Annotated in this window: 20 protein-coding genes; 13 read left to right on the forward strand and 7 right to left on the reverse strand. The window is 54.7% G+C overall.

Features of this window, described 5'->3' with window-relative positions:
• Window positions 1-63: 63 nt before the first annotated feature.
• The 5 genes from rfaQ to coaD all read left to right on the forward strand — a co-directional run bounded on the left by rfaQ (window position 64) and on the right by coaD (window position 4,885).
• Complete coding sequence (rfaQ, locus tag NIM72_RS11835) at window positions 64-1,140, forward strand: putative lipopolysaccharide heptosyltransferase III (protein ID WP_161732955.1); 1,077 nt, start codon at window positions 64-66, stop codon at window positions 1,138-1,140.
• Window positions 1,133-2,266: a glycosyltransferase family 4 protein gene (locus NIM72_RS11840; RefSeq protein ID WP_222924830.1), complete on the forward strand. Its 1,134-nt coding sequence runs from the start codon at window positions 1,133-1,135 to the stop codon at window positions 2,264-2,266. Before rfaQ ends, NIM72_RS11840 begins: the two co-directional genes overlap by 8 nt.
• A 92-nt stretch (window positions 2,267-2,358) precedes the next feature.
• Complete coding sequence (waaA, locus tag NIM72_RS11845) at window positions 2,359-3,633, forward strand: lipid IV(A) 3-deoxy-D-manno-octulosonic acid transferase (RefSeq protein ID WP_013359504.1); 1,275 nt, start codon at window positions 2,359-2,361, stop codon at window positions 3,631-3,633.
• Window positions 3,633-4,409: a glycosyltransferase family 2 protein gene (locus tag NIM72_RS11850; protein ID WP_253420500.1), complete on the forward strand. Its 777-nt coding sequence runs from the start codon at window positions 3,633-3,635 to the stop codon at window positions 4,407-4,409. Before waaA ends, NIM72_RS11850 begins: the two co-directional genes overlap by 1 nt.
• Entirely contained in the window at window positions 4,406-4,885 is a 480-nt protein-coding gene (coaD, locus tag NIM72_RS11855) for a pantetheine-phosphate adenylyltransferase (protein ID WP_161732949.1), read from the forward strand. Before NIM72_RS11850 ends, coaD begins: the two co-directional genes overlap by 4 nt.
• Here the strand turns inward: coaD and mutM are convergent.
• From mutM to radC, 4 genes are all read right to left on the reverse strand, one after another.
• Window positions 4,882-5,691 (reverse strand): bifunctional DNA-formamidopyrimidine glycosylase/DNA-(apurinic or apyrimidinic site) lyase, encoded by an 810-nt coding sequence (mutM, locus tag NIM72_RS11860; protein WP_161732947.1) that lies wholly within the window; start codon window positions 5,689-5,691, stop codon window positions 4,882-4,884. The genes coaD and mutM overlap by 4 nt on opposite strands.
• 69 nt (window positions 5,692-5,760) lie before the next feature.
• Window positions 5,761-5,928: a 50S ribosomal protein L33 gene (gene rpmG, locus NIM72_RS11865; RefSeq protein ID WP_001051798.1), complete on the reverse strand. Its 168-nt coding sequence runs from the start codon at window positions 5,926-5,928 to the stop codon at window positions 5,761-5,763.
• 19 nt (window positions 5,929-5,947) lie between these two features.
• Window positions 5,948-6,184 carry a 50S ribosomal protein L28 gene (gene rpmB / locus NIM72_RS11870; RefSeq protein WP_013359508.1) on the reverse strand — a complete coding sequence of 79 codons (237 nt, stop codon included), beginning with the start codon at window positions 6,182-6,184 and terminating at the stop codon, window positions 5,948-5,950.
• A gap of 241 nt (window positions 6,185-6,425) precedes the next feature.
• Window positions 6,426-7,082, reverse strand: a complete 657-nt coding sequence (radC, locus tag NIM72_RS11875; RefSeq protein ID WP_161732945.1) for a DNA repair protein RadC — start codon at window positions 7,080-7,082, stop codon at window positions 6,426-6,428.
• Between the two features lie 180 nt (window positions 7,083-7,262).
• Between radC and coaBC the strand changes: the two genes are divergently transcribed.
• From coaBC to slmA, 3 genes are all read left to right on the forward strand, one after another.
• Window positions 7,263-8,483, forward strand: coding sequence for a bifunctional phosphopantothenoylcysteine decarboxylase/phosphopantothenate--cysteine ligase CoaBC (coaBC, locus tag NIM72_RS11880; protein WP_222924828.1), 1,221 nt, complete (start codon window positions 7,263-7,265; stop codon window positions 8,481-8,483).
• Window positions 8,461-8,919, forward strand: coding sequence for a dUTP diphosphatase (gene dut / locus NIM72_RS11885; RefSeq protein ID WP_161732941.1), 459 nt, complete (start codon window positions 8,461-8,463; stop codon window positions 8,917-8,919). Before coaBC ends, dut begins: the two co-directional genes overlap by 23 nt.
• Window positions 8,920-9,038: 119 nt before the next feature.
• Window positions 9,039-9,635, forward strand: a complete 597-nt coding sequence (gene slmA, locus NIM72_RS11890) for a nucleoid occlusion factor SlmA (protein ID WP_253420503.1) — start codon at window positions 9,039-9,041, stop codon at window positions 9,633-9,635.
• 36 nt (window positions 9,636-9,671) lie between these two features.
• Here the strand turns inward: slmA and pyrE are convergent, their stop codons facing one another.
• Entirely contained in the window at window positions 9,672-10,313 is a 642-nt protein-coding gene (gene pyrE / locus NIM72_RS11895) for an orotate phosphoribosyltransferase (RefSeq protein ID WP_253420506.1), read from the reverse strand.
• 49 nt (window positions 10,314-10,362) lie between these two features.
• Complete coding sequence (gene rph, locus NIM72_RS11900; RefSeq protein WP_253420510.1) at window positions 10,363-11,079, reverse strand: ribonuclease PH; 717 nt, start codon at window positions 11,077-11,079, stop codon at window positions 10,363-10,365.
• A gap of 150 nt (window positions 11,080-11,229) precedes the next feature.
• Here rph and NIM72_RS11905 point away from each other — a divergent pair, with 150 nt between their 5' ends.
• On the forward strand, window positions 11,230-12,414 hold the full coding sequence (locus tag NIM72_RS11905) for a NupC/NupG family nucleoside CNT transporter (protein ID WP_253420513.1): 1,185 nt from the start codon (window positions 11,230-11,232) through the stop codon (window positions 12,412-12,414).
• A gap of 38 nt (window positions 12,415-12,452) precedes the next feature.
• Here NIM72_RS11905 and NIM72_RS11910 read toward each other — a convergent pair whose 3' ends face one another.
• A complete protein-coding gene (locus NIM72_RS11910) occupies window positions 12,453-12,878 on the reverse strand; it encodes a DUF3574 domain-containing protein (RefSeq protein ID WP_161732939.1) in 426 nt (141 codons plus the stop codon).
• Window positions 12,879-13,033: 155 nt separating this feature from the next.
• Between NIM72_RS11910 and NIM72_RS11915 the strand changes: the two genes are divergently transcribed.
• The 4 genes from NIM72_RS11915 (at window position 13,034) to NIM72_RS11930 (ending at window position 17,140) form a co-directional block, all read left to right on the forward strand.
• Window positions 13,034-13,897, forward strand: a complete 864-nt coding sequence (locus NIM72_RS11915) for a YicC/YloC family endoribonuclease (RefSeq protein WP_161732937.1) — start codon at window positions 13,034-13,036, stop codon at window positions 13,895-13,897.
• Window positions 13,898-14,321: 424 nt separating this feature from the next.
• A complete protein-coding gene (gene lpxP, locus NIM72_RS11920; RefSeq protein ID WP_033734527.1) occupies window positions 14,322-15,245 on the forward strand; it encodes a kdo(2)-lipid IV(A) palmitoleoyltransferase in 924 nt (307 codons plus the stop codon).
• 220 nt (window positions 15,246-15,465) lie between these two features.
• Window positions 15,466-16,608, forward strand: a complete 1,143-nt coding sequence (locus NIM72_RS11925; protein ID WP_253420515.1) for an alanine racemase — start codon at window positions 15,466-15,468, stop codon at window positions 16,606-16,608.
• 136 nt (window positions 16,609-16,744) lie between these two features.
• Window positions 16,745-17,140, forward strand: a complete 396-nt coding sequence (locus NIM72_RS11930) for a hypothetical protein (protein WP_033734531.1) — start codon at window positions 16,745-16,747, stop codon at window positions 17,138-17,140.
• The last annotated feature ends 424 nt before the right edge of the window (window positions 17,141-17,564 follow it).

Consider the following 17,564-nt stretch of genomic DNA (forward strand, 5'->3'; position numbering starts at 1 on the left):
TGGCTTTATCCTAAAAAGGGTTTGCCCTACAATCGGTTCACTGAATTCTGAGAACTCTTGTTTATGGCCAGCCTGACTCCAGCAAACATCTCTCCAAAAAATATATTACTGATTAAGCTGCGCCACCATGGTGATATGCTGCTCACAACGCCCGCCATTAATGCGCTTCGTCAGCGTTACCCGCAGGCCAGCATCGACGTATTGCTCTATCAGGAAACGCGTCCGATGCTGGAAGCGCATCCGGCCATCCGCCATTTGCACGTCATCGATCGCAAATGGAAACAGGAGGGAACCTGGCGCAAGCTGGGCCATGAGCGTGCATTGATTCGCGCCGTACGTGACGCGCATTATGATCTGGTGATTAACCTGGCCGATCAGTGGCGCGCGGCCCTGATTACGCGGTTGTCCGGGGCACCCGTCCGTATCGGTTTTGCGTTCAAAAAACGCGATAACGCCCTGTGGCGCTGGTGTCACAACCGGCTGGTCCCCACACACAATCACAGCAAACTGCATACCGTTGAACAGAACATGTCGGCGCTGGCCCCCCTCGGCATCAGCAGCGATGGCGCACGTGTCTCCATGCACTACAGCGACGCTGATCGGCAAATCGTGCTGGCCCGACTGGCAGAACATCATATTGCCGCGCCCTATATTGTGGTGCAGCCGACTTCGCGCTGGGGCTTTAAATGCTGGGAAGAAGAGAGCGTTGCGGCCACACTTGAGCAGCTGGCGCAACCGGGCCGCAAAGTGGTGCTGACCGCCGGGCCGGACAAACAGGAGCTGGCAATGATTAACCGCATTCGCGCGCGCTGTGCGTCGCCTGACGTGGTTTCGCTGGCGGGTCAGTTCACGCTACCGCAGCTGGCGGCATTGATCGATCATGCCCGGCTGTTTATTGGTGTCGACTCTGCGCCAATGCATATGGCTGCCGCGCTTGAAACACCCTGTATCGCACTTTTTGGTCCGACCAAGCTGCAGCACTGGCGGCCCTGGGGTGATAACAATCATGTTATCTGGGCGGGTGATTATGGCCCGCTGCCCTCACCCGATTCCATCGACACCAAAACTGACCAGCGTTATCTCTCGGCCATTCCGGTAAAGGATGTGGTCGCGGCAGCGAGGAGCTACCTGAATGAGTAAGTTACGGCTGGCGATTGTCCGGCAGAAATATCGTCCGGATGGCGGTGCTGAACGTTTTATCTCACGCGCGCTGGAAGCGCTGGGCAGCGAAAGGCTCGATCTCAACATCATTACCCGCAGCTGGCAGGGCACGCCCAATCCAGACTGGCATCTGCATATCTGTAATCCGGCAAAGCTGGGCCGGGTCTCACGTGAGCGCGGTTTTGCCCGGGCAGCACGCGCCTGCTGGGAGCGCGAAAAGTTCGATATTGTACAAAGCCATGAGCGCATCGCCGGCTGTGACATTTTCCGTGCGGGTGATGGCGTGCATCGCGTGTGGCTGGAACAGCGCGCCCGCATCGTCTCATCATGGCAACGGCTGAGTGCTGTGCTCAGTCCTTACCATCGCTATGTTCTGCAGGCGGAAGCGGAGATGTTTAACTCTCCAACGCTGAAAGCGGTGATCTGTAATTCAGAGATGGTTAAGCGCGATATCCTGCGCTGTTTCTCGCTCGACGCCGGAAAAATCCACGTTATTCATAATGCTATCGACGCCAGCCGTTTCCAGCCCGCCACGGAAGCTGCACGTCGCGCCACCCGTCAGCAGCTGGCGCTGCCCGATGCCGCTACCGTACTGATTTATGTCGGCTCCGGCTTTGAGCGCAAGGGGCTGAAAGCGGCGATACAGGCGCTGGCTGCCAGCGATCGTTATCTGATTGTGGTGGGTCAGGATAAACAATTACAACGTTACCAGCAGCTGGCAAACCAGCTTCACTGCCTGGACCGCCTGCGCTTTGTCGGCGTACAGCAGGATGTGCAGCCGTTCTATCACGCGGCGGATGGCCTGCTGCTGCCCACGCTCTATGATCCCTTTCCGAATGTGGTGCTGGAGGCAATGGCCTGCGGTTTACCGGTAATTACCAGTACCGGTTGCGGTGGCGCGGAATTTATTACCGCTGGTCAGGAGGGCTTCGTCTGTGATGCCCTGGATATCGATGGATTGAATCAGGCGGTTAATGCAATACCGCCGCTTTCTGTCGATTCACGAATGGGTGACGCAGCGCGGCGCAAAATTGAACCTTATGGTCCACAACAGCTGGCGCAGGCGCTGACTTCGCTTTATCAGCAGGTACTGAGTAGCAACTGACAATCCGGGATGAGTGCATGCGGGGTTTCTGATAACATGCCGCCATCTCATTTTAATCTGTTTTTAGACGCGAACCTGCCGTAACGGTAACTATGACGACCATTTACACCGCATTGCTCTACTTCATTCAGCCACTGATCTGGCTGCGCCTGTGGCTGCGCGGTCGTAAAGCGCCTGCCTATCGCAAACGCTGGGCAGAACGCTATGGCTATTGTGTCGGCAAAGTGAAGCCCGACGGCATTGTGCTGCACTCGGTTTCTGTGGGTGAAACGCTGGCCGCGATTCCGCTGGTGCGCGCACTGCGTCATCGTTACCCCACCCTGCCGATTACCGTCACGACCATGACGCCGACCGGCTCTGAGCGGGCGCAATCTGCTTTTGGCAAAGATGTGCATCACGTCTATCTGCCTTATGATCTGCCAGGTTCGATTAATCGTTTTCTGGATACGGTTAATCCACGGCTGGTGATCATCATGGAAACGGAGCTGTGGCCAAATATTATCCGCATTCTGCACCAGCGTAACATTCCGTTGGTGATCGCCAATGCCCGCCTCTCGGCCCGCTCCGCCAAAGGCTATCGCAAGCTGGGGAAATTCATGCGCCAGCTGTTGCAGAGCATCACGCTGATTGCGGCACAGAATACGGAAGATGGCGACCGCTTCCTGAGTCTGGGCCTGAAACGTTCACAGCTGGCGATTACCGGCAGCCTGAAGTTTGATATTTCTGTGACGCCAGAGCTGGCCGCCAGAGCGGTAACGCTGCGTCGCCAGTGGGCGCCGCGTCGCCCGGTGTGGATCGCCACCAGCACGCACGAAGGCGAAGAGGCCATCGTGCTGGATACCCATCGTCGCCTGCTGCAGACGTTTCCGGATCTGCTGCTGATTCTGGTTCCCCGCCATCCTGAACGCTTTAACGATGCGCGCGAACTGACGCAGGAACGCGGCTTCAGCTTTATCCTGCGCAGCAGCGGTGAGATCCCTTCGGGTTCCACGCAGGTGGTCATCGGCGACTCAATGGGTGAACTGATGCTGCTTTACGGCATCGCCGATCTGGCGTTTGTCGGCGGCAGCCTGGTTGAGCGGGGCGGACATAACCCGCTGGAACCCGCTGCCCATGCGCTTCCGGTGCTGATGGGGCCTCACATCTGGAACTTCAAAGATATCTGCAGTAAGTTGCAGGAAGGCCAGGGTCTGATTACCGTCACCGACGTAATTTCACTGGAAAAAGAGGTCACCAACCTGTTACAGGATGATGATTACCGCCGTTATTACGGACGCCATGCGGTAGACGTACTGCACCAGAACCAGGGTGCGCTTCAGCGTCTGCTACAGTTACTCGAACCGCATCTGCCACCACGGGCCCACTAATGTCAGCACGCCAGCGTCTTTCCGTGGTAATGATCGCCAAAAATGAAGCGGAGCTGCTACCGGATTGTCTGGCCTCAGTCAGCTGGGCCGACGAAATTATTGTGCTGGATTCTGGCAGCAGTGACGACACTGTTGAGATCGCCACGCAGGCCGGGGCGCAGGTCTATCGCAGTGATGACTGGCAAGGCTATGGCATTCAGCGCCAGCGTGCGCAGCACTATGCCACCGGCGATATGATTCTGATGATCGATGCGGATGAGCGCGTTTCACCCGAACTGCGCGCCGCGATTGAGCAGGTTCTGGTCGCCCCACCCAGCCGCACGATTTACAGCCTGGGCCGCAGTAATCTGTTCCTCGGCCGCTTTATGCGCCACAGTGGCTGGTATCCTGACCGCGTGATGCGCCTCTATCCACGCACCTTCCGTTACAATGACAATCTGGTGCATGAATCACTGCAGAGTGACGGTGCGCCGGTGGTGGCGTTGCCTGGCGATCTGGAACATCTGACCTGCCGCGATTTAATCGCCTTTCAGCGTAAGCAACTGGCCTATGCAGAAGCCTGGGCCACGGAACGTCATCAGCGCGGTAAGCGTTGCGGCCTCTTTTCTGTGTTCAGCCATACGCTGGGCGCGTTTGTGAAAACGTTGCTGCTGCGTGCCGGTTTTCTCGACGGCAAACAGGGCTGGATTCTGGCGGTAGTCAACGCGCAATATACCTTCAATAAATATTCAGCCCTCTGGGCGCTGAATCACGCTTCGGCAAAAGGGCGAGTATGACCACTAAAGCCATCTATCCCGGTACGTTTGATCCTGTAACGCTCGGTCATCTCGACATCGTGACGCGGGCAGCGCAGATGTTTGATCAGCTGATTCTGGCCATTGCTGCCAGCCCCAGTAAAAAACCGATGTTCAGCCTGGATGAGCGCGTGGCGCTGGCCGGTCAGGTGGTTGCCCATCTGCCGAACGTTGAGGTGGTCGGCTTCAGCGACCTGATGGCGAATTTCGCCCGTGACCAGCAGGCGAATGTGCTGGTCCGTGGCTTGCGTGCGGTGTCAGACTTTGAATATGAAATGCAGCTGGCGCAGATGAATCGTCACCTGCTGCCCACGCTGGAGAGTGTCTTCCTGATGCCGTCTGAAGGCTTCTCGTTTATCTCCTCTTCGCTGGTCAAAGAGGTGGCGCGTCACGGCGGCGATGTTTCCGCCTTTCTGCCCGCGCCGGTGCATCAGGCACTGCTGGCTAAACTGGCTTAATGCTGGCAGCTCGGGCACCAGTAGGTGCTGCGCTGCCCATGCCTGCCGCTGACAATCGGCGTACCGCATGCCCGGCAGGGTTCACCTGCCCGGCCATAAACCTGCAGTTGCTGGGCAAAATAGCCAGGCTTGCCGTCGGTCTGTAAGAAGTCACGCAGCGTAGTACCGCCCTGCTCAATTGAACGTAACAGCACCGCTTTAATAGTGTTGACCAGCAGCTCCGCTTCAGCCTGCGACAGACTTACTGCGGCACGATCGGGAAGGATCCCGGCGGTAAACAGTGACTCGCTGGCGTAAATGTTGCCCACGCCCACCACCACTTTGTTATCCATCAGCCATTGCTTGATGAGCGTCCGCTTGCCGCGTGACTTATCGAACAGGTAAGCCCCGTCAAATGCCTCGCTGAGCGGCTCCGGCCCGAGATGTGCCAGCACGCTGCTGCCCGCCAGATCGCTGCTCCAGAGCCAGGCACCAAAGCGACGCGGGTCGGTGTAGCGCAGTACTTTGCCGTTGCTCATCACTAAATCAACATGGTCATGCTTCGCTGCTGGCAGCTCTTCTGACAGCACGCGCAGGCTGCCCGACATGCCAAGGTGGATAATGATCCAGCCATGCGGCAGTTCCAGCAGCAGATATTTTGCCCGACGCTGCACGCTGAGCACCGGCTGATCGCTCAGCGCCAGGATCTCCTGCGAAACAGGCCAGCGCAAACGTGAATTACGCACCACGGCGTGAAGAATGGTTTCACCAACCAAATGCGGCTCGATACCGCGGCGGCTGGTCTCAACCTCTGGCAACTCTGGCATACCCTCTCCTCAGCGTTTTACACAAACAAAAAACCCGGCCGGAGCCGGGTTTTTAGCAGAACACTAAAATTACTTAATTTTAGCTTCTTTGTAGATCACATGCTGACGTACAACCGGATCGAACTTTTTCAGTTCCAGCTTCTCTGGTTTAGTACGTTTGTTCTTCGTGGTGGTATAGAAGTGACCTGTACCAGCAGAGGAAACCAGCTTGATCTTCTCACGAATACCTTTAGCCATGATTCAGTTCCTTAGTACCTTAGTACTTCTCACCACGGGCACGCATGTCGGATAAAACCGTATCAATGCCCTTTTTATCAATAATGCGCATACCTTTAACAGATACACGCAGAGTAACGAAGCGCTTCTCGCTCTCAACCCAAAAACGGTGTGAGTGCAGGTTCGGAAGGAAACGGCGTTTCGTCGCGTTCATTGCGTGGGAACGGTTGTTACCCGTTACCGGACGCTTTCCAGTTACCTGGCAGACTCGTGACATGTCTATATCTCCAAAAATCAAATCAGCTCGAGCTTTAAAAATTAGGTTTTGGCCGCCTCGTCAGGCTTGCAGCCCGCCAGGCGAGTTCCATGGAACCCGCTAAGCTGGCCTAACCGCCAAACCCGAGATTCTCAAAGGTGGCGTAGTATACGCCGCTCAGCCCAAGTGCTCAAGTCCCGAACAGATAAAGATCCCGAATGATCGGGCAAAAAGCCGCCACCTGGCGTGAAATTTCCCGCTGTCAGAGCCATCCCCGCTCCGCAAAGGAGACATATTCGCCATGACCAATCACCAGATGATCGAGCAGACGGATGTCGAGTAGCTGACAGGCTTCGCTGACTTTATGGGTTACTTCACGGTCTGCACGGCTCGGCTCCGCCATGCCCGACGGGTGATTATGCGCCAGTATCAGGGCGGCGGCATTGAGCTTCAGCGCTTCCCGGACAATCTCGCGGGGATGAACTTCCACGCTGTTAATGGAACCCGAGAACATATTTTGTGCCCGCAGCACCCGATGCTGATTATCCAGAAACAGTGCCATAAAGATCTCACGCTCCTGATGGGCTAACAGACTTTGCAGATACTGGCGCGTGATTTGTGGATTTTCCATCACGCTTTCGCGCGCCAGCTTACTGGCGAAAAAGCGCTTCGCCAGTTCGGCAATCGCGTGCAGTTGCGCCAGCTTGGCATCGCCGACACCTTTAATTTTGCAAAATGCCGCTTTGTCTGACGTCATGAGCTGATAAAGCGAGCCAAATCCCTCCAGCATCTGCCCGGCCAGTTCAAGGACGTTCTGCCCCGGCGAGCCAGTGCGGAGAAAGATGGCCAGCAGTTCGGTATCGCTGAGCGAATGCGCGCCCAGTTTCTGCAGTTTTTCCCGTGGTCCCTTGATTTTCATCTTTGCTCTCCCTGAGATGAACCTCAGAGTGGCCCATCCTGAAGCATGCCGCTATCAGTGGCGTATCAATCTTCGAGACGGCTCGCAAACGCAGTTGGTGAAAAGGCGCATCCACGCTTTTGTGATAAAGTCCGTGCATTCGCCGCCGCGAGCGGCAGAGAGCTTAGTGAGGCCAACATCATGATGGGATTAGCCGGCAAAAAAATTCTTCTTGGCGTAAGTGGCGGTATTGCCGCTTATAAAGCACCTGAGCTGGTACGTCGCCTGCGCGATCGCGGCGCTGATGTTCGCGTAATGATGACGGAGGGGGCAAAGGCCTTTATTACTCCGCTCAGCCTGCAGGCCGTCTCCGGCTATCCGGTGTTTGACGATCTGCTTGATCCGGCAGCGGAAGCCGCAATGGGTCATATTGAACTGGCAAAGTGGGCCGACCTGATTGTACTGGCACCGGCCACTGCCGACCTGATTGCCCGTATAGCTGCCGGTATGGCAAACGATCTGGTGACCACTGCTGTATTAGCGACGGCCTCACCCGTGGCGGTGGTGCCCGCTATGAATCAGCAGATGTATCGTGCGGCGGTGACCCGGCATAATCTGCAGACGCTGCATGAGCGTGGCGTGCTGATCTGGGGGCCAGACAGCGGCAGCCAGGCCTGCGGCGACGTCGGGCCGGGCCGGATGCTTGATCCGCTGGCGATTGTTGACCATGCGGTGCAGTGGGCTGCACCCGTCAACGATCTGCAACATCTCAACATTATGATAACCGCCGGTCCGACACGTGAGGCGCTGGATCCGGTGCGCTACATCACGAATCACAGCTCCGGCAAAATGGGTTTTGCGATTGCCGCTGCCGCTGCCAGACGCGGCGCACAGGTCACGCTGGTCAGTGGTCCGGTCAGCCTGGCGGCACCAGCGGGTGTGCAACGCGTTGACGTTACCAGCGCGCTGGAGATGCAGGCCGCCGTCATGAGCGAGATAGCTAAACAACATATTTTCATTGCAAGCGCAGCCGTGGCAGACTACCGGGCAGCCGATATTGCGACCGATAAAATCAAGAAACAGGGCGGCGATGATAACGTCACGCTGAACCTGGTAAAGAATCCCGATATTGTTGCCGGGGTCGCCGCACTTCAGGAAAACCGGCCATTTGTGGTTGGATTTGCTGCTGAAACACAGAATGTGGAAGAATACGCCCGGCAAAAACGGGTGCGCAAGAATCTGGACCTGATCTGCGCTAACGATGTCGCTAAAGCCGGACAGGGATTTAATAGCGACACCAATGCTCTTCACCTTTTTTGGCAGGATGGAGAAAAACGCTTACCGCTCAGCGATAAGTCTCTCCTTGGCCAACAATTAATAGACGAGATTGTCAGCCGTTATGATGAAAAAAATAGACGTTAAAATCCTGGACCCGCGCGTCGGCAAAGAGTTTCCACTGCCGACCTACGCGACTTCAGGTTCCGCTGGGTTAGATTTACGCGCCTGCATTGATGATGTTCTCGACATCGCACCAGGCACCACAACGCTGGTCCCGACCGGCCTGGCGATTCATATTGCCGACCCCGATCTGGCCGCTGTGATCCTGCCGCGCTCAGGTCTTGGCCATAAACACGGCATCGTGCTGGGCAACCTGGTCGGGCTGATTGACTCCGACTATCAGGGACAGCTGATGGTCTCGGTCTGGAATCGCGGCCAGGAAAGTTTCTCTCTGCAACCCGGCGATCGCATGGCACAACTGGTCTTTGTACCGGTGGTACAGGCGGAATTTAACCTGGTCGACGATTTCGACGCCAGCCTGCGCGGCGAAGGCGGCTTCGGCCATTCAGGTCGCCAGTAACCCGCATTACCGACTTTCACTTACGCCCGTTATTTTTCCTCATCGCCATGGGACGCGTTCCCGTGGCAGATGCGTAGGTGTTGCCTGTTTTTAGGTGAATTTCAGGGGTCTTTAAGGTCATGGCAGAAAAAAAAGTCGCGAAGCGAAACCGTCGCGAAGAGATTTTGCAGGCGCTGGCACAGATGCTGGAGTCGGGTGATGGCAGTCAGCGCATTACCACCGCCAAACTGGCAGCCACGGTAGGCGTTTCCGAAGCGGCGTTGTATCGTCACTTCCCCAGTAAGACACGCATGTTCGATAGCCTGATTGAGTTTATCGAAGACAGTCTGATTACCCGCATCAATCTGATCCTCAAAGATGAAAAAGAGACCATGACGCGTCTGCGTCTGATCGTGCAACTGATTCTGGGATTTGGTGAGCGTAATCCGGGACTGACGCGCATCCTGACCGGCCATGCGCTCATGTTTGAGCAGGACCGGCTGCAGGGACGTATCAATCAGCTATTTGAGCGGATTGAAGTGCAGCTGCGACAGGTGATGCGTGAACGGAAAATGCGTGAGGGCGAAGCTTTTCAGGCTGATGAGGCGTTACTGGCAAGCCAGCTGCTGGCTTTCTGTGAAGGTTTACTGTCGCGCTATGTCCGTTCTGAGTTTCGTTTCAGTCCTACCGCAGACTTTGAAGCTCGCTGGCCGCTGATGGCCGTCCAGCTGGTGTAAAGAATAGAAAGAAGGCGGGCATCGCGCCCGCCTCTGTTAAATCCCGTATGCTTTCTGATAGGCACGAACCTGAGCCAGATGATCGGCCATCTCCGGCTTCTCTTTCAGCCAGCTAATCAGATCGGCCAGTGTGATAATTGCGGTCACTTTGCAGCCGTAATCACGTTCCACTTCCTGAATCGCCGACATCTCTCCACGTCCACGCTCCTGACGATCAAGCGACACCAGCACGCCTGCCAGGGTAGCGTTATGCGCGCCGATAATATCCATCGACTCACGAATCGCTGTGCCTGCCGTGATCACATCGTCCACCAGCATCACTTTGCCCTGCAGCGGGCTGCCCACCAGCAGGCCACCTTCACCGTGATCTTTGGCTTCTTTGCGGTTGAAGCAGTAAGGCACATCGCGGTCATGATGATCCGCCAGCGCCACCGCCGTGGTGGTCGCAATCGGAATGCCTTTATAGGCCGGACCGAACAGCAGATCGAAGTCGACAGCGCCATCCACCAGCGCCTGCGCGTAGAAGCGTCCCAGCAGCGCTAAATCCCGTCCGCTGTTGAACAGACCGGCATTAAAGAAATAGGGACTTTTACGCCCTGACTTCAAAGTGAACTCACCGAACTTCAGCACCTGTTTGTTCAGGGCGAATTCAATAAACTGACGCTGCCAGGCTTTCATTTCTCACTCCTCAAATAAAGAAAAGGCGACCCTGAGGTCGCCTGTTACATCAATTTTCCAGCGCTGCTTTCTGCGCCTGAATCAATTCCTCAATGCCGCCGCGTGCCAGCGCCAGTAGCGTCAGCAGCTCTTCATGGCTGAACGGTTCGCCCTCGGCAGTGCCCTGCACCTCGATCATGCGACCATCTTCCAGCATCACGACGTTCATGTCGGTTTCTGCGGCTGAGTCTTCAACGTACTCCAGATCGCACAGCGCTTCGCCTTTAACGATACCTACTGAAATCGCCGCGACCATGCCCTTCATCGGATTGGCTTTCAGCTTGCCGCTGGCTACCAGCTTGTTCAGCGCATCAGCCAGCGCCACGCAGGCACCGGTGATTGAGGCGGTGCGAGTGCCGCCATCGGCCTGAATTACGTCACAGTCGAGCGTAATGGTAAATTCACCCAGCGCTTTAAGATCAACCGCGGCGCGCAGTGAACGGGCGATCAGACGCTGAATCTCCAGCGTACGTCCGCCCTGCTTGCCTTTTGCAGCTTCACGCGTCATACGACTGTGGGTCGAACGCGGCAGCATGCCATATTCGGCCGTTACCCAACCCTGGCCCTGGCCTTTGAGGAAACGCGGAACCCCTTCGTCTACCGAGGCAGTGCAAAGCACTTTCGTTTCGCCGAATTCCACCAGAACGGAACCCTCTGCGTGTTTGGTGTAATTGCGGGTCAATGTGACTGGACGCACCTGTTGTGCGCTACGGCCTGCTGGACGCATGGGTATTCTCCGGCTTGCTAATGATTGGCTGCGCATTATACGGACTTCCTTGCCCGCTGTCTCTTGCGCCGGTCTGACGCAGGCATCAGATGAAATTCCCTGCCAGCTGTGGCTAAATGCGCTTTCCTTTCTCTCTGATAAAAAAGACATATGGCCGCCATTCTTCATTTCCTGCTGGCGCTGGTGGTGATTTTTGCCCTTGCGCTGCTGGTCAGTCATGACCGTAAACAGATTCGCCTGCGCTTTATTGTTCAACTGATTGTGGCAGAAGCCGCGCTGGGTTGGTTCTTCCTTCACTCTGCCGGGGGGCTGGCGCTGGTCGGCTCGTTTGCGGGATTCTTTGAGACGCTGCTGGGCTTTGCCGCACAGGGTACAGAATTCGTGTTTGGCGGAATGAGCAAACAGGGGCTGGCATTTATCTTCCTTGGCGTACTCTGCCCGATTGTCTTTATTTCCGCACTGATCGGCATATTGCAGCACTGGCGCATCCTGCCGCTGCTGATCCGTATTTTCGGGACGCTGCTGTCGAAAATTAATGGCATGGGCAAACTGGAGTCGTTTAACGCCGTCAGCACGCTGATTCTGGGTCAGTCGGAAAACTTCATCGCCTATAAAGGGATTCTGGGTGATATCCCGCCGCGTCGGCTCTACACCATGGCAGCGACCGCTATGTCCACCGTTTCGCTGTCGATTGTCGGTGCTTATATGGCGATGATTGAACCGAAGTATGTGGTTGCCGCACTGCTGCTTAACATGTTCAGCACCTTTATTATCCTGTCGATCATCAACCCGATGAAAAGCCAGGATGAGCAGCCTATCGCGCTGGAAAAGCTGCATGAAGAGCAGAGCTTCTTTGAAATGCTGGGCGAGTACATCCTGGCTGGTTTCAAAGTGGCGATGATCATTCTGGCGATGCTGATTGGCTTTATTGCCCTGATTGCTGCCGTGAATGCCGTGTTTGCGGCGGTCTTTGGCTATAGCTTCCAGCAGCTGCTCGGCTACCTGTTCTATCCTCTGGCATGGCTGATCGGCATTCCCAAAGCGGATGCCCTGCAGGCGGCCAGCATCATGGCGACCAAGCTGGTGGCAAATGAGTTTGTGGCGATGATTGAGCTGCAGAAAGTCGCGGCGGGCATGAGTGCGCGCGGGCTGGGTATTCTGTCTGTGTTCCTGGTCTCCTTTGCTAACTTTGCCTCGATCGGCATTGTGGCGGGTGCCATAAAAGGCCTGAACGAAAAACAGGGGAATGTGGTTTCCCGGTTTGGCTGGAAGCTGGTCTATGGCTCCACGCTGGTGAGCCTGCTCTCTGCAGCTTTTGCCGGTCTGTTTATCTGACTATTCCGCGGGCGGCCTCGCTGCCGCCCGCGTTTATTCTAGAATCCGACGCAGACGGGTGCATCTACCCGCATCACCGACTCCTGAGCAAAGCGTTTCTTATAGAGTGTGCGTAGCGCCTCAATATCCTGATTGGTGGCAGGATCGATACCGTGGATCAGCATCAGCGCTTTACTGTTCTCCCGTGCCAGTTTGCCGTTCTCGCCCAGCCATTGCCCTTTAGCGTCATAAATCGACAGTCCCGCTTTGAAGCGTGGCGTGACCTCATTGTCCACAAAGTTCATCCAGTCGAGTGAACTCACCCTGCCGCCATCTGGCTTGCTCAGTCCAAACCACAGCGTGGTCTGCATCATCATGTCGCCACCCGCACAGATGGGTTGCGGTTTCGTGGGCGGCGCATGGCGCGTCTGGCAACCCGCCAGCAACAGAGCCATCACAACAGGAAGGGCAATAACGCGTGACATAGATCGGTCATCCTCACAAGGGGTCAGTGGTCATCATAAGTGGCTCTCGCGGAAAGCGGAAATGGTTCGTTATTTTCCGGTGAGACGCTTATGCCTGTTATGCCGTGGCTCGCCTCGCTATACTTCACCCATCTTTCCGCAAATGAGTACCGCTTATGATCCGCAGTATGACCGCTTATGCCCGCAGCGAAGCCAAAGGCGAATGGGGCAGCGCCGCCTGGGAGCTGCGTTCTGTTAACCAGCGTTATCTGGAAACCTACATCCGTCTGCCGGAACAGTTTCGTGGGCTGGAGCCGGTTATCCGCGAACGCATTCGCCAGCGTCTGACGCGCGGTAAAATTGAGTGCAACCTGCGTTTTGATGCCGACCCCAGCGCGCAGGGCGAGCTGATGCTCAATGAAACGCTGGCGAAACAGCTGGTGCAGGCGGCCAACTGGGTGAAAATGCAGAGCGATGAAGGCGCGATTAATCCGCTGGATATCCTGCGCTGGCCCGGTGTGATGTCTGCACAGGAGCAGGATCTGGATGCCATTAACACGCAGTTGTTGAAGGCGCTGGATAGTGCGCTGGATGATTTTATTGCGGCACGCGAAAGCGAAGGCACCGCACTGAAAGCGATGATTGAGCAGCGTCTGGAAGGGGTTTCGCAGGAAGTCAGCAAAGTGCGGGCGCAGATGCCTGAAGTCATCAAATGGCAGCGTGAGCGTCTGGTCGCCAAACTGGAAGATGCTGAAGTCCAGCTGGAAAACAATCGCCTGGAGCAGGAACTGGTGATGATGGCGCAGCGTGTTGACGTCTCCGAAGAGCTGGATCGCCTGGATGCGCACGTTAAAGAAACCTACAACATCCTGAAAAAGAAAGAAGCGGTTGGCCGTCGGCTCGATTTCATGATGCAGGAGTTCAATCGTGAATCGAATACGCTGGCATCGAAGTCGATCAACGCCGACATCACCACTTCTGCTATCGAACTGAAAGTGCTGATTGAACAGATGCGCGAGCAGATTCAAAATATTGAGTAAGATCTTTTCCTCAGGTCTGAGATGAGGCGTCAGCGATGGCGCTTTGTTCATTCTCTGAGTAATGACCTCTCTTCTGCATCAGCGTGCAGGGTGTTCTAAGCATGTAGCTGGCCTCATTATTACGTAAAGATGGATAAATAATTATTTCCGGACTCTTCTGTAATGCGTGTCTGTCACGTTTTCCTTATCAGGCCTGTCTTTTTTAATCTTCTGAATTTAATATCTTTTTTCTGTTGCGAACCCTTTTTTCGCACCCGAAACGCTGGCTCCATGAAACAGGTCAATCCTGTAGAGTCAGTAGTTTCCCTTTCTTTGAAGGCACTTTTTGATAAAGTGCTGGTCGAAATCAGTACAGCTGTAGCGCCTGGAGACTTTATGGAAGTGTTCTTTATGCGATGCATCCATTTATCTCATGAAGGTTTTAATGAAAAACACCGGAAAATTTAGCAGCTCGCTGCTGCATCCGCGTTATTGGTTTACCTGGTTTGGTCTTGGTGTACTCTGGCTTCTGGTCCAGCTTCCCTATCCTGTTCTTATGCGTCTCGGTGCCGGTGCGGGCAAAATTTCCCGCCATTTTCTGCAGCGCCGTGAGCGAATCACCCGTCGTAACATTGAGCTCTGTTTTCCTGGCATCAGTGAAGAAAAAACAGAACATATGATCGCCGGTAATTTTGCGTCGTTAGGCATGGCGCTGGCTGAAACCGGTATTGCCTGGTTCTGGTCTGACCGTGCGGTTAAACGTCTGTTTAAAGTGTCAGGTATGGATAATCTCCACGCTGCGCAGAATGAAAAGCGCGGTGTGATGCTGATTGGTGTGCATTTCATGTCACTGGAGCTGGGCGGCCGCATCAGCGGTCTCTGTCAGCCGATGATGGCGATGTACCGTCCGCACAACAATCAGGCAATGGAATATGTGCAGACCAAAGGCCGGATGCGCTCGAACAAAGCGATGATCGACCGCCGCGATCTGCGCGGCATGGTTAATGCTCTGAAACAGGGTGAATCGGTCTGGTTTGCACCAGACCAGGATTACGGCCCGAAAGGCAGCACCTTTGCGCCGCTGTTTGCGGTAGAAAAAGCGGCCACCACCAACGGCACTTTTGTGCTGTCGCGTCTGGCGAAGCCGGCGATGGTGCCGATCATGCTGATTCGTAATGCAGATAATGATGGCTATCATCTGATCATTGAGCCGATGCTGGAAAATTATCCTCATACGGACGAGGCTGCTGCTGCTGCCTATATGAATAAAGTGATCGAGAATCAGATTCTGCGCGCACCGGAACAATACCTCTGGCTGCATCGCCGATTCAAAACCCGACCGCCGGGTGAACAGTCACTCTACGTCTGAGTAACCGGATAAAGCAGGCACCGCGCCTGCTTTTTTATTCTGCTAATCCACGCCGGCTTAGTATCCTCTCCGGTTTGTCCGTGTACAGCATGCTCTATCCCGGGTTAACACCCACTTTAATTTTTGCTGTTCAGCGCCTCCTCCACAGCCACCAGGCTGGTATCAGAAAGTTAATTAAGGAATGATGAATCCTCTTACCTCGTTAAAGCCGGATAATCTTATGGATATCAACGATACACAGCAGTGGCAAAGGCCGCTGATCGATGACCGCCTTACGCCCTATATTGAAGTGGATGCAGAGCGCCTGGAGCAGAATCTGCAGCATATGCAGCGCAAAGCCAGTGCGGCAGGCGTCGCATTGCGTCCGCATATCAAAACACATAAAAGCGTCTGGATTGCTCAGCGTCAGCTTGAATATGGTGCTCAGGGTGTCACGGTCTCTAAACCCAGTGAAGGTATCAGCTTTATTCAGGGGGGCGTTCGCGATCTGCTTTTAGCCTATCCGGTTGTGCAACCGCAAAGCGTGGCTGAGTTGCTGCGTCTCGCCGTGCTTCATCAGGCAAAACTTACCCTGATTGCGGACAGGCTGCAGGGTGTGGCAGCGATTGCGGATGCGTGGCAGCAACAACCAGACTGCGAGCTGGCGGTGGCGATTAAGGTGGATGTTGGATTACACCGGATTGGTGTTAGTCCTGATAGTGATGACGCCGTGCTGATTGCTCAGGCGCTGCGGGACAGAGGCGTACGCTTTGCCGGATTAGTGTCGCATGCCGGCCACGCTTATGGTGCCGGTAATGCTGCGGCTATTGTTGATGTTGCCAGGCAGGAAACGGTATTGATGCAGCAGCTTCAGGCAAAACTGCAGGCTGCGGGATTTACCGACTGCCCGCTCTCTGTGGGGTCAACGCCTACGGCCCTGGCAGCCGAGGTTGCGCCCTGCATCAGTGAAATCCGGCCCGGCAACTATGCACTGCTGGACCTTACCGCCTGTCGCCTCGGGCTAAGTTACGTCGATCAGCTGGCAATGAGCGTCATTACACGTGTGGTAGCGGTAAACGAGCATTTCGCAATTGTGGATGCCGGATCGAAAATGCTGAGTTCAGATAAAGGGCCACACGGCACCAATGCCAGCGGCTTTGGTGTTGCAGCCGACGAAGCGGGCCACACGTATGAGGTGACAAAGTTATCTGAGGAGCATGGTTTTCTGCTTTATCAGGATCGCCGTCCTGAAGTCGGCATGCTGCTTCGTATCTTTCCGAATCACAGCTGCGCAGTGATGGCACAGTCGGATGGCTTTGTTCTGCGTCGCGCCAGTGGGCATAGCGAAGAGCACGCAGTTTCTGCACGCGGCAATTTTATCTGAGTCAGCGGCAGACAGCCTCATCCGTTGTCTGCCGTTTGTACGAAACCCTCTCAACACCACACTTCTGCTGTTACAACGTATTAACGAGCCTGACCCCATGCTTTAATGCTTTTTTAGCTTATCCTCCGGAGGTTATATGCTCTCCTCGCGCACGCTGAGCCTGACAATTCCGCGTCACTGGTTAGATCTTTATGAAACCATCTGGAAGCCGGAATTTTTTCCAAAGTGGGCGTCCGGGCTGACGAATAGTGCATTAGAACCTGATGGCAATCGCTGGCGTGCTAAAGGCCCTCAGGGAAATGTAAAGCTCCGGTTCTCGCCACATAATCCGTTTGGCGTAATGGATCACTGGATTGATAGTGGCTCAGGAAAGGAAATCTATGTGCCGATGCGCGTGATAGCCAACGAGCAGGGTGCCGAGGTGATGGTGACGGTTTACCGCCAGCCATTTACTTCAGATGAGAGATTTAAGCAGGATATTGAATGGGTTAGCAACGATCTTGAGAAGCTTAACCAGCTTCTGACACAGTAAATCAATGACTTAGCTCGATTTTTTCTCTGTACTTATCACTGGCTGTTTATGAAAAAAAACAGAAAAACTTCCGATGATAAAGCATAAAGCGTTTATCTGATTGCATGCCTCTTTTACACATTTATCACCAACCCTGCTTAAGCATTGTTGCCAGGAAAATTCCTGGCAACATCACCCGACAGGCTGGCGATCTTCCCTGATTACAGGCCTCTTCATCTTCTGCACGAACACTTTCTCTCTGACGTATACATTAATCATCAACAATCGTTTATTACTGCCCTGCTGGGGATTTAATATTTATCATGCATAGAGTGAAACCATTTATTTCTGCGGTCGCGTAATCAGACTTTTCTTATGGTGTTAAATTAAATAAAACAATGTATAAATCATTCCACACACAGCAATACCCATAATGATAAAGCAG

Source organism: Pantoea sp. B550, from assembly GCF_024158165.1.
GTDB lineage: Bacteria > Pseudomonadota > Gammaproteobacteria > Enterobacterales > Enterobacteriaceae > Pantoea > Pantoea alfalfae.

Excerpts from the sequence above, each read along its gene's own strand:
- NIM72_RS11905 (WP_253420513.1), top strand. The coding sequence starts at position 11,230 with ATGGCCGCCATTCTTCATTTCCTGCTGGCGCTGGTGGTGATTTTTGCC.
- coaD (WP_161732949.1), top strand. The coding sequence starts at position 4,406 with ATGACCACTAAAGCCATCTATCCCGGTACGTTTGATCCTGTAACGCTC.
- mutM (WP_161732947.1), bottom strand. The coding sequence starts at position 5,691 with ATGCCAGAGTTGCCAGAGGTTGAGACCAGCCGCCGCGGTATCGAGCCG.
- waaA (WP_013359504.1), top strand. The coding sequence starts at position 2,359 with ATGACGACCATTTACACCGCATTGCTCTACTTCATTCAGCCACTGATC.
- slmA (WP_253420503.1), top strand. The coding sequence starts at position 9,039 with ATGGCAGAAAAAAAAGTCGCGAAGCGAAACCGTCGCGAAGAGATTTTG.
- rfaQ (WP_161732955.1), top strand. The coding sequence starts at position 64 with ATGGCCAGCCTGACTCCAGCAAACATCTCTCCAAAAAATATATTACTG.
- coaBC (WP_222924828.1), top strand. The coding sequence starts at position 7,263 with ATGATGGGATTAGCCGGCAAAAAAATTCTTCTTGGCGTAAGTGGCGGT.
- rph (WP_253420510.1), bottom strand. The coding sequence starts at position 11,079 with ATGCGTCCAGCAGGCCGTAGCGCACAACAGGTGCGTCCAGTCACATTG.
- NIM72_RS11915 (WP_161732937.1), top strand. The coding sequence starts at position 13,034 with ATGATCCGCAGTATGACCGCTTATGCCCGCAGCGAAGCCAAAGGCGAA.
- pyrE (WP_253420506.1), bottom strand. The coding sequence starts at position 10,313 with ATGAAAGCCTGGCAGCGTCAGTTTATTGAATTCGCCCTGAACAAACAG.
- NIM72_RS11850 (WP_253420500.1), top strand. The coding sequence starts at position 3,633 with ATGTCAGCACGCCAGCGTCTTTCCGTGGTAATGATCGCCAAAAATGAA.
- rpmG (WP_001051798.1), bottom strand. The coding sequence starts at position 5,928 with ATGGCTAAAGGTATTCGTGAGAAGATCAAGCTGGTTTCCTCTGCTGGT.
- NIM72_RS11910 (WP_161732939.1), bottom strand. The coding sequence starts at position 12,878 with ATGTCACGCGTTATTGCCCTTCCTGTTGTGATGGCTCTGTTGCTGGCG.
- NIM72_RS11930 (WP_033734531.1), top strand. The coding sequence starts at position 16,745 with ATGCTCTCCTCGCGCACGCTGAGCCTGACAATTCCGCGTCACTGGTTA.
- NIM72_RS11840 (WP_222924830.1), top strand. The coding sequence starts at position 1,133 with ATGAGTAAGTTACGGCTGGCGATTGTCCGGCAGAAATATCGTCCGGAT.
- NIM72_RS11925 (WP_253420515.1), top strand. The coding sequence starts at position 15,466 with ATGGATATCAACGATACACAGCAGTGGCAAAGGCCGCTGATCGATGAC.
- rpmB (WP_013359508.1), bottom strand. The coding sequence starts at position 6,184 with ATGTCACGAGTCTGCCAGGTAACTGGAAAGCGTCCGGTAACGGGTAAC.
- radC (WP_161732945.1), bottom strand. The coding sequence starts at position 7,082 with ATGAAAATCAAGGGACCACGGGAAAAACTGCAGAAACTGGGCGCGCAT.
- dut (WP_161732941.1), top strand. The coding sequence starts at position 8,461 with ATGATGAAAAAAATAGACGTTAAAATCCTGGACCCGCGCGTCGGCAAA.
- lpxP (WP_033734527.1), top strand. The coding sequence starts at position 14,322 with ATGAAAAACACCGGAAAATTTAGCAGCTCGCTGCTGCATCCGCGTTAT.